This window comes from Nocardioides alpinus, assembly GCF_900112035.1.
Taxonomy (GTDB): domain Bacteria; phylum Actinomycetota; class Actinomycetes; order Propionibacteriales; family Nocardioidaceae; genus Nocardioides; species Nocardioides alpinus.
On the sequence record NZ_FOKC01000003.1, the window covers coordinates 245,997 to 259,554 of the forward strand.

The 13,558-nt window shown below is 70.2% G+C and carries 14 protein-coding genes; 10 read left to right on the forward strand and 4 right to left on the reverse strand.

Annotated elements, in window-relative coordinates; translation table 11 throughout:
* Nucleotides 1–84: 84 nt before the first annotated feature.
* The gene (locus BM127_RS08920) at nt 85–981 is read left to right on the forward strand and encodes an ABC transporter ATP-binding protein (protein WP_091197519.1); all 897 of its coding nucleotides are present in this window, start codon (nt 85–87) and stop codon (nt 979–981) included.
* Nucleotides 978–1,796, forward strand: coding sequence for an ABC transporter permease (locus tag BM127_RS08925; RefSeq protein WP_091197522.1), 819 nt, complete (start codon nt 978–980; stop codon nt 1,794–1,796). The genes BM127_RS08920 and BM127_RS08925 overlap by 4 nt, the downstream gene beginning before the upstream one ends.
* A 6-nt stretch (nt 1,797–1,802) precedes the next feature.
* Here BM127_RS08925 and BM127_RS08930 read toward each other — a convergent pair whose 3' ends face one another.
* Complete coding sequence (locus BM127_RS08930) at nt 1,803–2,060, reverse strand: RNA-binding S4 domain-containing protein (RefSeq protein ID WP_091197525.1); 258 nt, start codon at nt 2,058–2,060, stop codon at nt 1,803–1,805.
* A gap of 81 nt (nt 2,061–2,141) precedes the next feature.
* Here BM127_RS08930 and BM127_RS08935 point away from each other — a divergent pair, with 81 nt between their 5' ends.
* Entirely contained in the window at nt 2,142–3,341 is a 1,200-nt protein-coding gene (locus BM127_RS08935) for a phospholipase D-like domain-containing protein (protein ID WP_091197527.1), read from the forward strand.
* A gap of 4 nt (nt 3,342–3,345) precedes the next feature.
* On the opposite strand, the gene BM127_RS08940 is transcribed toward BM127_RS08935, so the two are convergent.
* Entirely contained in the window at nt 3,346–4,620 is a 1,275-nt protein-coding gene (locus tag BM127_RS08940; protein WP_231263341.1) for a DUF445 domain-containing protein, read from the reverse strand.
* Nucleotides 4,621–4,673: 53 nt separating this feature from the next.
* On the opposite strand from BM127_RS08940, the gene BM127_RS08945 reads away from it, so the two are divergent.
* On the forward strand, nt 4,674–5,069 hold the full coding sequence (locus BM127_RS08945) for an FAD synthase family protein (protein ID WP_091197532.1): 396 nt from the start codon (nt 4,674–4,676) through the stop codon (nt 5,067–5,069).
* A 73-nt stretch (nt 5,070–5,142) separates the two neighbouring features.
* Nucleotides 5,143–6,720, forward strand: coding sequence for an MXAN_6640 family putative metalloprotease (locus tag BM127_RS08950; protein WP_139227698.1), 1,578 nt, complete (start codon nt 5,143–5,145; stop codon nt 6,718–6,720).
* Here BM127_RS08950 and BM127_RS08955 read toward each other — a convergent pair.
* On the reverse strand, nt 6,710–7,318 hold the full coding sequence (locus BM127_RS08955; RefSeq protein ID WP_231263342.1) for a TetR/AcrR family transcriptional regulator: 609 nt from the start codon (nt 7,316–7,318) through the stop codon (nt 6,710–6,712). The genes BM127_RS08950 and BM127_RS08955 overlap by 11 nt on opposite strands.
* Nucleotides 7,319–7,358: 40 nt before the next feature.
* On the opposite strand from BM127_RS08955, the gene BM127_RS08960 reads away from it, so the two are divergent.
* From BM127_RS08960 to BM127_RS08980, 5 genes are read left to right on the forward strand one after another with little or no spacing between them, the layout of a single operon-like run.
* A complete protein-coding gene (locus BM127_RS08960; RefSeq protein WP_091197537.1) occupies nt 7,359–8,612 on the forward strand; it encodes an acyl-CoA dehydrogenase family protein in 1,254 nt (417 codons plus the stop codon).
* Complete coding sequence (locus BM127_RS08965; RefSeq protein ID WP_091197541.1) at nt 8,609–9,415, forward strand: SDR family NAD(P)-dependent oxidoreductase; 807 nt, start codon at nt 8,609–8,611, stop codon at nt 9,413–9,415. The genes BM127_RS08960 and BM127_RS08965 overlap by 4 nt, the downstream gene beginning before the upstream one ends.
* On the forward strand, nt 9,412–10,497 hold the full coding sequence (locus tag BM127_RS08970; protein ID WP_091197544.1) for a phosphotransferase family protein: 1,086 nt from the start codon (nt 9,412–9,414) through the stop codon (nt 10,495–10,497). The genes BM127_RS08965 and BM127_RS08970 overlap by 4 nt, the downstream gene beginning before the upstream one ends.
* Nucleotides 10,494–11,162, forward strand: coding sequence for a histidine phosphatase family protein (locus tag BM127_RS08975; protein ID WP_091197547.1), 669 nt, complete (start codon nt 10,494–10,496; stop codon nt 11,160–11,162). The genes BM127_RS08970 and BM127_RS08975 overlap by 4 nt, the downstream gene beginning before the upstream one ends.
* A 21-nt stretch (nt 11,163–11,183) precedes the next feature.
* Nucleotides 11,184–11,927, forward strand: coding sequence for an SDR family oxidoreductase (locus BM127_RS08980; RefSeq protein ID WP_091197551.1), 744 nt, complete (start codon nt 11,184–11,186; stop codon nt 11,925–11,927).
* A gap of 52 nt (nt 11,928–11,979) precedes the next feature.
* On the opposite strand, the gene BM127_RS08985 is transcribed toward BM127_RS08980, so the two are convergent.
* Nucleotides 11,980–13,425: a PD40 domain-containing protein gene (locus BM127_RS08985; RefSeq protein ID WP_175507362.1), complete on the reverse strand. Its 1,446-nt coding sequence runs from the start codon at nt 13,423–13,425 to the stop codon at nt 11,980–11,982.
* Nucleotides 13,426–13,558: the final 133 nt, after the last annotated feature.

Here is a 13,558-nt window from a genome sequence, read left to right on the forward strand (position 1 = left end):
TCGCGGCGCGGTCGATACCCAGGTCGGACCCGGCCGAGCCCTCGGCCCGATGTGGGGAGCCCCGGCCCCGACGAGGCTGGAGCCATGATCACAGTGGAGAACCTCACCAAGCGCTACGGCGCCTTCACCGCCGTCGACGACATCTCGTTCCAGGTGCGTCCCGGCAGCGTCGTCGGCTTCCTCGGCCCCAACGGCGCCGGCAAGTCCACCGCCATGCGGATGATGACCGGCCTCACCCCGGCGACCTCCGGACGGGCGACCATCCTGGGCCAGACCTACCGCGAGCTGCACAACCCCGGCCGCCAGGTCGGCGTCATGCTCGACGCCTCCGCGCAGCACCCGGGACGTACGGGTCGCGAGGTCCTGCGGGTGTCCGCCATCTCGGTCGGGGTGTCCCGCTCACGCGTCGAGGAGGTGCTCGCGCTCGTCGGACTGACCGACGAGGAGGCCGGTCGCCGGGTCCGCAACTACTCCCTCGGCATGCGCCAGCGCCTCGGCATCGCCGCCGCGCTGCTGGGAGATCCGCACGTCCTGATCCTCGACGAGCCGGCCAACGGCCTCGATCCTCAGGGCATCCACTGGATGCGCGGCCTGCTGCGGCGCTTCGCCGACGGCGGCGGGACGGTGCTGCTGTCCAGCCACCTGCTGCACGAGGTGCAGATCGTGGCCGACGACCTCGTCATGATCGGGCGCGGCCGGATCGTCGCGATGGGCTCCAAGGACGAGCTGCTGAGCCGCGGCGGCACCACCGTGCACTCCACCGACGACATCCGGCTCGCCGGGCTGCTCGAGAAGGCCGACGTGCCGGTGACCCGCACCGGCTCGGGCCTGGTCGTCGATGCCGAGCCCGGTGTCGTCGGCGAGATCGCCGCCGCGGAGCGCGTCGTGCTCCTCGAGCTGCGGTCCGGAGGCTCCGAAGGCCTCGAAGAGATGTTCCTCGGCCTCACGGCCGCGACCTCACGTGAAGGAGACGCAGCATGAGCACCGATACCGACACCACTGACACCACCACCTCGGCACCCGTCGTCGGCGGAGGCGCCGCGTCCACGGTGCCCACCGCCCTCGCGGGTCGCCCCGGCGTCCCGTTCGGCCGCACCCTGCAGGCCGAGCTCCGCAAGATGGTCGACACCCGTGCCGGCCTCTGGATGATCATCGTGATGACGGGCCTGGCCGCGATCATCCTGGCCGCCTTCGTCATCTGGGGCTCCGCCGAGGACGCCACGTTCAACGGCCTGCTGGAGGTCGCGACGCTCCCGCTCGCGATGGTGCTGCCGATCCTGGGCATCATGGCCGCGACCGCCGAGTGGTCGCAGCGCACCGGCCTCGTCACCTTCACCCTGGAGCCGCGGCGCGGCCGCATCGTGGTGGCCAAGGCGCTGGCCAGCATGCTCTTCGCGCTCGTCGTCCTCGTCGCTGCGGTCGCGGCATCGGCCCTCGTCAACGTGGTCGCCGGAACCGGCACGTGGGACCTGTCGGCCGCTGCGGCCGGCGGGATCGTGCTCGCCCTGATGCTCTACGTCCTCCAGGGCGTGGCCTTCGGACTGCTGTTCCTCAACACGCCGATCGCCATCGTCGCCGTCCTCGTCCTGCCCAGCGTGTGGGGCATCGCCACGCAGCTGGTCGGCTCGCTCGAGGAGATCGGCCAGTGGCTCAACCTGGACCGGGTCACTGTGCCGCTGTTCGCCGGGGAGATGGCGGGCAAGGACTGGGCCCAGCTGGCCACGGGGGTCGCGGCATGGGTGCTGCTGCCGCTCGCGATCGGCACCTACCGGGTGCTGAACCGCGAGGTGAAGTAGCCCCGCCTACCAGGGGACGTCGATCTCGACCTCTCCGGTGGCGACCCGGGCCGCCAGTGGACCCAGGGTGACCACGTCACCCTGGGCGAGCTGGCGGCCTCGTCGCGTCTCGACCTCGCCGTTGACCCGCACCGCGCCGTCGGCGATCACCGGCTTCGCCTCGGCGCCGGTCTCCACCAGGTTGGCGAGCTTGAGGAACTGCCCGAGCCGGATCGACTCGTCGCGGATCGGGACGTCGACGGGGTCGTGCGACTGGGAGGCCATGGGAGAAGTGAACCAGTCGGCCTAGGGTGGGCCCTTCCGACCGCCCGCCCGACCGACCCGCTCCCGCCGGAGGACCACGAGATGACGAGCCGAAGCCGGACCCAGGTCGTGGCGGTGCTGATCCTGCTGGCGTCCGTGCTCACGCTCGGCGCACCCGCGGGTGCCCGGGACGGAGCGGACCGTTCGGGGAAGAGCGGGTGCGAGGTCCGCGGTGGCCTCGAGGTGTGCTTCTCCTCGCCGCCGACCCGCGCCGACGACCCGACCGTCCTCGACCGCCCGACCACCCTGTTCGACGCGGCCGGACCGGGCGACACCCTCCGGGTCGCCATGTTCCGGTGGGACATCCAGGCACCGACCGCCGCGCTGCTCGCCGCCCAGCGTCGCGGGGCCGTCGTCTACCTCGTGGGCGACGAGGACCTGCGCCTCAACTCGCGTGGCCGCCGCCTCATCGAGCGGCTCGAGGCGCAGGACACCGCCCGGCGCAACGTCACCATCTGCGACGGGGCATGCCTGCCGTGGCGAGCACCCGGCCCCTTCCCCGACAGCCAGAACGTGCAGCACCTGAAGTTCTACGTGACCGACATCGGCGGGGTGCAGTCCTTCATCACCAGCTCGGCCAACCTCGAGGACCGCCAGTACCGGCAGTACAACTCGCTGCTGAAGATCGACGACACCGCCCTGGCCGGATTCGGTACGGCGTACTTCACGCGGCTCTTCGAGCAGAGCCTCAGCGCCGGCGGACAGAGGTGGGACGACCGACGCAAGGTCTTCGAGTCCGGCTCCGTCACCGCCGCCGTCTATCCGAGCCGGAGCGACCTGCTGCTCTCCACGCTCCGCGACCTCACGTGCGTCCGGGGTGCGCGCGAGGTGTCGGCGATGTTCGCGGTGATCCAGCGCGCGGACGTACGCGCCGAGCTCGCGCGGCTCGCGAACGACGGCTGCCGGGTGCGCGTCGTGACCACCCGCGACACGATCGAGAACTGGCTCCAGGCAGAGCTGCCCGGCGGTCGCCTCGCCGGCTCCGCCGTACGGACGACGTTGACCCACGACAAGATGCTGGTGGCGCACGCCCGGTTCCGCGGCCGGCCGACGCGGCTCGTCGTCACGGGCACGTCGAACACGACCTGTGGGGGCCTGCTCTACAACGACGAGGTGATGCTGCGCGTGGTCGACGAGCGCTGGCTGCACGACCAGTACCTCGCGCACTTCGACGACGCCTGGGCGCACTCGCACCAGAGCCGCTCGCGGATCATGCCGGTGATGCGGCCCTGCCGGCGCTGAGCCGTCACCCCACGAGCAGGCTCACCGCGTGGATGACCACGCCCACGAGTCCGCCGACGATCGTGCCGTTGATCCGGATGAACTGCAGGTCGCGCCCGACGTGGAGCTCGATGCGGCGGGCCGCCTCCTTGCCGTCCCAGCGCTCGATGGTCGAGGTGATCACCGTGGTGACCTCGGCGCCGTAGCGCGACACCAGGAAGACGGTCAGGTCGGCCGCCCTGCGGTCGAGGCGCTCACGGAGCTCGGCGTCCTCCTGGAGCCGCTGGGCGAACAGGTTGAGCTCCTCCAGCAGGCGCTGGCGTACCGCGCCCTCGCGGTCCTGGATCGAGCCGAGCAGGGCGGCGCGCATCGCCTTCCACAGCGAGATCGCCGTCGTGACGACCTGCGGGTGGTCGAGCAGGCGCACCTTGAAGGCCTCGGTGCGGGCCTGGGTCTGGGCATCGTTGAGCAGGTCGTGCGCGAGCTGGCCCAACATCGAGTCGAGCGCCTCGCGGGCCCGGTGGTGCGGGTCGTCGCGGATGTCCTCGACCCACTTGATCGCCTCGAGGTGGATGCGTGAGGTCACCGTCTCGTTGAGCCTGGTGGGCGCCCACCACGGGGCGCGCTCGCCGAGCACGCGGGCGAAGGTCTCGGGGTTGTCGACGAGCCAGCGGTGCATCTCCTCCACGACCAGGTCGACCACTCCGTGGTGGAGGTCGTCGCGCAGGACCTCCATCAGCGTCGAGCCGAGCAGCGGGGAGATGGGCTCCTCCCGGAACCGCGGCACCAGTGCCTCGGTCACGAGGTCGGCGATGTGCTCGTCGCGCACCTTGCCGAGCGCGATCGCGGCGACGTCGGAGACCTCGTCGACGACGCGGCGGGCGTGGGCGGGCTCGCGCAGCCAGTCGCCCACGCGGGCCGTGATCCGGGCGGCAGCCACCCGCTCGCGGATGATGTCCTCCTGCAGGAAGTTTTCCCCCACGAATTCCTCGAGCCCCTTGCCCAGCTCGTCCTTGCGCTTGGGGATGAGTGCCGTGTGCGGGATCGGGATGCCGAGCGGGTGCTTGAAGAGCGCGGTCACGGCGAACCAGTCGGCGATGGCGCCGACCATCGACGCCTCGGCGCCGGCGTTGACGAAACCCCAGAACCCGTCGAGCCCCAGCGTGGCGACGTACACCACGGCAGCGAGGACCAGGAGCCCGACGGCCACGGTCCGCATCTGCCGCAGCCCGCGGCGGCGCGCCTCGTCCGCGCCCGGGTCGGGCGTGATGAGCGAGATGCTGGGCGAGGTGGAAGCCATGCGGGCCATCCTCCCCCAAGCCCCCTCACATCCTGCGTGCCAGAATGCCCCGCATGTCTCGCACCGTGATCACCTTCGGCACGTTCGACGTGTTCCACGTCGGGCACCTCCGCGTGCTCGAACGCGCGGCAGCGCTGGGCGACCGACTGGTCGTCGGCGTGTCGGCAGACGCCCTCAACGAGCGCAAGAAGGGCCGTGCCCCGATCTTCAGCGAGAAGGAGCGGCTCGCGATCGTCGGCGCCCTCAAGGTGGTCGACGCGGTGTTCGTCGAGGAGAGCCTGGAGCAGAAGCGCGACTACATCGTCGAGCACGGTGCCGACGTGCTGGTGATGGGCGACGACTGGGCCGGCAAGTTCGACGAGTACGCCGACGCGTGCGAGGTCGTCTACCTCGAGCGCACCCCGGCCATCTCCACCACGGCGATCATCGAGCACATCGCGGACCTCTAGGCCTCCTCGATGGGTTTGCCTGTCACCCCGGCGGGTTAGTCTCACCTGCGAGATGACAACCACGAGGGGAACCATGCGCCGAATCGTCACCACTGCTGTGGCCATTGCACTGATGGGCGGCGCGGCACTCTCTGCGCCCGCCGTCGCCGCCGACCAGGACCAGCCGACCGTGCCGGGCACGACGGGTGCACCGATCCCGTCGGAGCCCCTGCAGGTCTCCGACGACCCCGTCCGTGACCTCGGCAAGCTGAGCGCCTCCGACGCCCTCGCCGTCGCGCGACGGGTGACGTCGGGCAGCGCCCTGCCGAGGGACCCGTCGGCGACCCTCGCGCTGCGCGACCTCTGGCTCAAGCGCACCCAGCTCCGCGGCACCGAGCGCCGCCAGGCCGACGGCCTGCTCGCCCGGCCGTCGGACGGCGTGGCCGACCAGTACGGCTTCGGCTACACCGCGCCCGAGGCCGCACCGCTGTGCAACGCGCGGCTGTGCCTGCACTACGTCAACACCGGCACCGACGCGCCGCCGTCGGCCGAGTGGCCTGCCCACAACCTGGCCGTCATGGACTCGGTGTGGACCGCGATCGTCGACCAGCTCGGCTACCGCGCGCCCCTCACCGACGGCGCCAAGGGCGGCAGCCCGCAGTTCGACGTCTACCTCAAGGACCTCGGCGGCGACCTCTACGGCCTCTGCGCACCGGAGAAGCGGGTCAAGAAGCGCACCGGGTCGGGCTTCTGCGTCCTGGACAACGACTTCGCGACCGCGCAGTTCCCCAACGCCACCCCCGACGACAACCTGGTCGTGACCGCCGGTCACGAGTTCTTCCACGCGGTGCAGTTCGCCTACGACTACGCCGAGGACCCGTGGATGATGGAGTCCACCGCCACGTGGATGGAGGAGCGGATCGCGACCACGGTCAACGACAACCGCCAGTACCTCTCGCTCAGCCAGATCTACCGCCCCTACCTGCCGCTCGACTTCTTCAGCCGCACCGGTGGCTACCAGTACGGCAACTGGGTCTTCTGGGAGTACCTCTCGACCAAGTACGGCACCGACATCGTCAAGAAGGCCTGGGACCAGGCCGGGTCGCTGAAGAAGGACGGTGGCAAGTACAGCATCACCGCGCTCCAGAAGGTGCTCAAGAGCAAGGGCGGGCTGACCAAGGTCTACTCGACCTACGCCGCCGGCAACCTGACACCTGCGGCCAACTTCCCCGAGGGCGCTGAGTACGTCTTCCCGAAGGTCCGCGGCGGCAAGGAGCTCAGCAAGCGCAAGCGCAGCAAGCGCTTCGGGGTGAAGATCGACCACCTCGCCTCTGCCTCATACGTCTACCTCCCCGGCAACGGGCTCGACGGCAGGAAGTGGAAGCTCTCGCTCGGCGTCACCGGTCCCGTCAAGCGCACCTCGCCGGCAGCAGTGGTCGTCGTGCACATGGGCGACGGCTCGCGCCAGACCAAGCGGGTCAAGCTCAACAAGCGCGGCGACGGCCGGATCAAGGTCAGCTTCGACAACCGCTCGGTGAGCGCGGTGTCGGTGACGCTGGTCAACGGCTCGACGCGCTACAAGTGCGGCGGGAGCTCGGCAGTGGCCTGCGGCGGCCGTCCGCTCGACGACAACGCGCGCTTCGCCGTGAAGGGCCGCGTCGTCAAGGGCTGATGCGCAGCAGGGCGTGGAGCGCGGCGACGCACTCCGCGACCAGTCCCTCCAACGAGACCGGGCGTTCGCCGGTCGGCACTGCCGACCAGGTGAGCGCCCGGTCCTCTGTGTAGGCCCACCACGCACGTACGACGTCGCGCTGGCTCCCGGGCACGCCGAGGGCGAGCACGACCCGGTCGGTGCTGCCGTCGCGGACCGAGTCCATGACCTCGCTGGCGCGCGGGTCGGCCACGGCGTGACCGTGGACGAGCGCGAGGTAGAAGTCGCGCCGCCGCTCGATCTGCTCGACCATCAGCCGGGTGATCTCCTCCACCTGCGCCTCACCCGGGAGGTCGGGGTCCGGCGCGGTCGTCCGCAGCATCCGCCGCCCGGCGGCCGCGATGCAGGCGAGGTAGAAGTCGGTCTTGGTCGGGAAGTAGTGGAACAGCAGGCCGCGGGAGATGCCCGCCTCGGCCGCGATGTCGTCCAGCGACAGGTCCTGGATCGGCTTCTCGACGATCTTGGCCAGCCCGATGCCGACGAGCTGGCGACGGCGGTCGTCCGCGCTCAGCCGGCGGCGTACGGGCGGCACTTCCCCGCCGGGGAGACGATCGGACACACTGTTGAGCATTGCTCAACAGGCGGTTAGGGTCAATCCCATGGACTTCTCCCTCTCCCCTCGTGCCGCCGACCTGCAGGGGCGCGTACGCGCGTTCGTCGCCGACGAGATCCTGCCGATCGAGGCCGCCGCGCACGCGCGCACCACCCGGCTGCGCGAGTCGGGCGGCGACAACTGGACGCCTGACCCGATCATCAAGGAGCTGCAGGCCAAGGCCCGCGCGCAGGGCTTGTGGAACCTGTTCCTCCCCCAGGCGCACGCCGGCCGCTACGCCGCAGACTTCGGCACCGACGGGGGCGAGGGCCTCTCCAACGTCGACTACGCCGCAGTGGCCGAGGAGATGGGGCGCTCCTTCCTCGCCCCGCTGGTCTTCAACTCCAACGCGCCCGACACCGGCAACATGGAGGTGCTGCTCAAGTACGGCACCGACGAGCAGAAGGAGCAGTGGCTCGAGCCGCTCCTGCGCGGGGAGATCCGCAGCGCGTTCTGCATGACGGAGCCGGCAGTGGCCTCCTCCGACGCGACCAACATGGCGGCCACCGCCGAGGTCGACGGAGACGAGATCGTCATCAACGGTCGCAAGTGGTGGTCCACCGGCGTGGGCAACCCCGACTGCAGGATCTTCGTCTTCATGGGCCTCTCCGACCCCGAGGCCGACCGGCACTCGCGCCACACCATGGTGCTGGTCCCCCGTGACGCCGAGGGCGTCACGGTCGAGCGGATGCTCACCACGATGGGCTACTACGACGAGCCGCTGGGCCACGGTGAGGTGTCCTTCGACAACGTGCGGGTCCCCGCCGCCAACGTCCTGCTGGGTCCCGGCCGGGCCTTCGAGATCGCCCAGGGCCGGCTCGGTCCGGGCCGCGTGCACCACTGCATGCGTGCCATCGGCCTGGCCGAGCGCGCCCTCGAGCTCGGCTGCGCCCGGGCCCTCGACCGCACCGCCTTCGGCAAGTCGATCGCCAGCCTCGGCGGCAACCGCGAGCGGATCGCCGACGCCCGCATCGCGATCAACCGCTCGCGCCTGCTCGTCATGCACGCCGCGTGGCTGCTCGACCAGGGCATGAGCCGCGAGGCCTACTCGGCCGTCAGCGAGATCAAGGTCGAGGTGCCCAACATGGCGCTCGACGTGATCGACATGGCGATCCAGCTCCACGGGGGCGCCGGGATGTCCGACGACACCATGCTGGCCTCGGCCTGGGTGGGCGCCCGCACCCTGCGGCTGGCCGACGGACCCGACGAGGTGCACCGCAACGTGATCGCCAAGATCGAGCTCGGGAAGCACACGGCATGAGCCGCCGCATCCTGGTCACCGGCGCCGCCTCGGGTCTCGGCGCCGCGCTGGTCACGGCGTTCCGGGCGCGCGGCGACGAGGTCCTCGCCACCGACCTCCCCGCGCCGGTCGAGGCGGGAGCGGAGCAAGCCTCGAGGTCAGGCGTCGACCTGGTCCTCGACATCACCTCGGACGACGACTGGGCCGCGGCCGTCGACGCCGTACGGGAGCGGTGGGGCGGCCTCGACGTGCTGGTCAACAACGCCGGCGTGGCCGGCGGCGGCCGGGTCGATCGCTGCACGATCGAGGAGTGGCAGTGGATCACCGAGATCAACCTCTTCGGACTAGTGCGCGGCACCAGGGCGTTCGTCCCGATGCTCAAGGAGCAGGGCTCCGGCCACCTGGTCAACGTCGCCTCGCTGGCAGGCCTCGTGCACCCGGGCGGCATGGGCTCCTACAACGCGACGAAGGCCGCGGTCGTGGCGTTCACCGAGACCTGCGGCCACGAGCTGGCGGCGTACGGCATCCGGGCGAGCGTGGTCTGCCCGTCCTACTTCCGCACCAACCTGATGGACTCGATGCAGGGCAGCGACGAGCTGGTGGGGCAGGTGGTCGGCGGGCTGGTCGAGCGTTCGAAGGTCACCGCTGACGACATCGCCGCCGCCGTGCTCGCCGGCCTCGACGCCGGCGACGACGTGATCGTCCCCGACGAGGCCGCGCGCCAGGCCTACTTCCTCAAGTGGGCCGACCGCCCGGCCTACGACGCGGTCATGCGCGACCAGGCCGCCAAGCTGCAGGCGGCCGACCGTGGAGCGCTGTCGTGACGGCCGTCCCCGGCGCACGGGAGGTGCGTGAGGAGGATGCGTTCGACGTCGCACAGGTGGCGGAGTGGCTCCGCACCCACGCCGACGACCCCGACGGCCTCGACGGGGAGCCGGAGGTGCGGCAGTTCACCGGCGGCGCGTCCAACCTGACCTACCTGCTGCGCTTTCCGTCCGGCCGCGACCTGATCGTCCGCAGGGCTCCGCAGGGCACGAAGGCCAAGGGTGCGCACGACATGCACCGCGAGCACGTGATCCAGTCGGCGCTCGCGCCGGTCTTCGACTACGTCGCGCCGATGGTGGCCTTCTGCGACGACCCCGATGTGGTCGGTGGCGACTTCTACGCCATGGACCGCATCGCCGGCGTGATCCCGCGCAGCGAGTGGCCGAAGGACGTACCCCTGTCGCCCGAGCAGGCACGCGCTCTGTGCCTCGACGCCGTCGACGTGCTCGCCGAGCTCCACGGCATCGACCCGGAGGCCGCGGGTCTCAGCCACCTCGGCAAGGGTGCGGGCTACGTACGCCGCCAGGTCGAGGGCTGGTCCACGCGCTACCGCAACGCCCGCACCCAGGACGTGCCCGACCTCGAGGGCGTGATGGCGTGGCTCGACGCGCACCAGCCCGACGACGTCGCCACGTGCGTGATCCACAACGACTTCAAGCTCGACAACCTCGTCCTGGACGCCGACGACGTCACCCGTGTCGTCGGCGTGCTCGACTGGGAGATGGCCACCCTCGGCGACCCGCTGATGGACCTCGCCGGCTCGATGGCCTACTGGGTGCAGGCCGACGACACCGAGGAGTTCCAGATGATGCGCCGGGTGCCGACGCACCTGCCCGGGATGCTGACCCGCGACGAGTTCGTGGCGGCGTACGCCGAGCGCACCGGCCGCACCGTGACGCCCGAGCAGTGGCGCTTCTACGAGGTCTTCGGGCTCTTCCGGATGGCCGCCATCGCCCAGCAGATCTACTACCGCTTCTTCCACGGGCAGACCACCAACGAGATGTACGCCCTCTTCGGGCCGGCCGTGCAGATCATCGGGCGCCGGCTCGACGGACTGATCTCCTCGGACACGACCGCGTGAGTCGCATCCTCCTGGTCCGGCACGGCCAGGCGTCCTTCGGCGCGGCCGACTACGACAACCTCTCCCCCACCGGGCATGAGCAGTCGCGCGTCCTCGGCGCTGCCCTCGCTGCCCGCGGGATCACTGCGGACGTGGTGGTGGCCGGGGAGATGACACGGCACGCCCAGACCGCCGCGGCCGTCCTCGACGGCTCGGGCTGGACCGCCGACGTGGACGTCGACGCCGGCTGGAACGAGTTCGACCACCTCCAGGTGCTGGCCGTCCACGACCAGCCGACGTCGGTGGAGGGCGAGTCGGAGAAGGTGGCCTTCCAGCGGTGGTTCGAGGAAGCCACCCTGCGCTGGACGTCGGGCGAGCACGACGCGCTCTACGACGAGTCCTTCGCCGCCTTCACCTCCCGCGTCGAGGCCGCACTCACCCGCCTCGTCGACGCACTGCCGCGCAAGGGCACCGCCGTCGTGCTCACCAGCGGCGGACCGATCGCCTGGGCGGCCGCGTCCCTGCTGGCCGAGGACGACCGCGCTCGCACCGACCTGTGGCTCCGGCTCAACCCGGTGTCGATCAACACCGGCGTCTCCACGGTGGTGTGCGGCGCCAGCGGCACCACCCTCGTCACCTTCAACGCCCACGACCACCTCTCGTCCGAACTCCTCACCTACCGCTAGCCCCTTCCAGGAGCAGACCCCATGTCCACGATCCTCATCACCGGCGCGAGCAGCGGCCTCGGCGCCGAGATGGCCCGCCAGTTCGCCGCGCTCGGCCACGACCTGGCGCTGTGCGCACGGCGTACGGAGCGCCTCGACGAGCTCAAGGCCGAGATCCTCGCCATCCGCCCCGACGCCCACGTCGTCGTCAAGGCGCTCGACGTCACTGACCACGACGCGGTCTTCCGGGTCTTCGAGGAGTTCCGAGACGAGCTCGGCGGCCTCGACAAGGTGATCGTCAACGCCGGGCTCGGCAAGGGCCAGCCCCTCGGCACCGGGCGCTTCGACGCCAACCGCGAGACGGCGGAGACCAACTTCATCGGCGCCCTCGCGCAGACCGAGGCGGCCGCCCAGATCTTCCGCGCCCAGAACGCCGGACACCTGGTCATGGTCTCGAGCTTCTCCGCGCTGCGCGGCATGCCCAGGAACATCACGACCTACGCCGCCACCAAGGCCGCGGTCGCGCACCTCGCCGAGGGCTTCCGCGCCGACGTGCACGGCACCCCGATCAAGGTCACCGTGCTCTACCCCGGCTACATCGTCTCGGAGATGTCCGGCACCTCGGCGAGGACGCCGCTCATGGCGTCCACCGAGAAGGGCGTACGCGCGATGGTCGAGGCGATCGAGAAGGAGAAGAAGTCCGCCCGGGTGCCGGCCTGGCCCTGGGCGCCGCTGGGGTTCGTGGTCAAGCACGTGCCGGTCGGGGTGCTGCGGCGGATGAGCTGAGGGCATGGGCGCCGGGTGGACGCGGCTCTGATCCAAGCCATGAGCGGGATCGTCACCAGTCGACGTCTGTGATGGCCCTGTCGCGGTGCACGAGCCGAGGAGATCCCCCGTACGGCCCGGCGGTCCATATACCTGGCTGAGGCGCCTTCCCGTACGGCGCCGGTCCGTCGCTGTAGTAGGCGAAGTGTCGACCGTCCGGAGACCAAGCTGGCTCGGCGTCGAGCCCCGGCGTGCTCTTCAACTCACGCACGTCGCTTCCGTCTGGCCGCACACTGAACAGGCTGGTCGTTTCGGCCCAGTAGGGTCCGCTGCGATGGGCGAAGAGTAGTCGTCGGCCGTCGGGGGACCAGTTCAGGTGGGTCTCGACGCCGGGTAGACGGATGACGCGCCTGACGTCTCCACCTCGAGCGCTCACCACCGCAATGTCCCAGCGTCCGAGCGAGGACTGCAGCGCGAAGGCAATCTGGCGTCCGTTCGGTGACCACGTCGGGTACAAGGAGGCACCGTCAGTCTCAAGCGTGATGGTGGTCCGCTGGCGGGTGCGCAGGTCGAACACGATCAGCTCGTTGGCGTCTGGCCAGACCATCTGGCGGCCGTCGGGAGACCAAGCCATGCTGAACTGCCATGGGTAGCTCAGGTCGGCGACACGATGTCTGGTCCGAGTACGAACATCGATCAACCAGATCCCGGAGTCGCTGTGCGACCCGTAGGCGATCTGCGTGTGATCCGGTGACCAGGTCGGCGAATGCGCCGTTCCCGTAGTGGTGAGCTGCTCTACTGACTGGCTCCCGGGGTGCACTGTGAACAGGTCGTACCCAGCCTCGCTCGCTGCGACGAACGCGATGCGTTGTCCCGACGCCGAGCCTGATTCGGGGACGGGTGTTGGAGCCCAAGCCTTTGTTGGATGCCAGCTCGGTGCCCCGGCTGCGCGTACGACGAACTTTCGGCCCGTGCCGTCCGCCTTCGTCGTCCAGACGCCATCCATGTTGGCGTAGGGGAACTCAGGGCCGTTGTACATGGCGATTCGGTCCCCATCAGGGGACCAGGCCCCAGAAACTTGGCTGCCCGCGGTGCGTGTGACCCGTCGCTTGCCGGTGCCGTCAGGGCGGATAGACCAGATGTCGCCGCTCTCCTCGCCGCCACGACCGGAGTAGACGTCGGTGTAGAGGATGGTCGCCCCGTCGGGGGACCAATCCGGTGAGGTGGCCCGCGGGTAGGTGTGAGGGATCGGCACGAGCTCGCTACCGTCGGCCCTGACCCGGAACAGCTGTCGATGCTGGGTGTACTCGTCACCATCAGTGCTGATGCGTGTGAATGCGATCCAGGTGCCGTCGGGTGACCATGTGGAACTGTCAGCGCCGGACCACGTATCCGTCGCCGCCACGATGAGAGTCTCGGCGCCGGTCGCCACGTCCAAGACGCACAGGCCGACACCTTCTCTGCAGGAGTAGGTGAGCCGCTTGCCATCCGGCGCCCACGCCGGACTGTATCCCTGCACGAGTCTTTTCCTCGACGCTCCTGAAGCGTTCATCTGCCATATCCAGTCGTTTCGCTGGAAAGCGATCTGGGCTCCATCGTGAGACCAGATGGGGTTGTACCCACCGGTGGTTGTGAGTTGACGTCGGTGCGAT

What these genes read in the sequence shown, in the direction of transcription:
- BM127_RS08920 (WP_091197519.1), top strand. Translation starts at nt 85, where the DNA reads ATGATCACAGTGGAGAACCTCACCAAGCGCTACGGCGCCTTCACCGCC.
- BM127_RS08925 (WP_091197522.1), top strand. Translation starts at nt 978, where the DNA reads ATGAGCACCGATACCGACACCACTGACACCACCACCTCGGCACCCGTC.
- BM127_RS08930 (WP_091197525.1), bottom strand. Translation starts at nt 2,060, where the DNA reads ATGGCCTCCCAGTCGCACGACCCCGTCGACGTCCCGATCCGCGACGAG.
- BM127_RS08935 (WP_091197527.1), top strand. Translation starts at nt 2,142, where the DNA reads ATGACGAGCCGAAGCCGGACCCAGGTCGTGGCGGTGCTGATCCTGCTG.
- BM127_RS08940 (WP_231263341.1), bottom strand. Translation starts at nt 4,620, where the DNA reads ATGGCTTCCACCTCGCCCAGCATCTCGCTCATCACGCCCGACCCGGGC.
- BM127_RS08945 (WP_091197532.1), top strand. Translation starts at nt 4,674, where the DNA reads ATGTCTCGCACCGTGATCACCTTCGGCACGTTCGACGTGTTCCACGTC.
- BM127_RS08950 (WP_139227698.1), top strand. Translation starts at nt 5,143, where the DNA reads ATGCGCCGAATCGTCACCACTGCTGTGGCCATTGCACTGATGGGCGGC.
- BM127_RS08960 (WP_091197537.1), top strand. Translation starts at nt 7,359, where the DNA reads ATGGACTTCTCCCTCTCCCCTCGTGCCGCCGACCTGCAGGGGCGCGTA.
- BM127_RS08965 (WP_091197541.1), top strand. Translation starts at nt 8,609, where the DNA reads ATGAGCCGCCGCATCCTGGTCACCGGCGCCGCCTCGGGTCTCGGCGCC.
- BM127_RS08980 (WP_091197551.1), top strand. Translation starts at nt 11,184, where the DNA reads ATGTCCACGATCCTCATCACCGGCGCGAGCAGCGGCCTCGGCGCCGAG.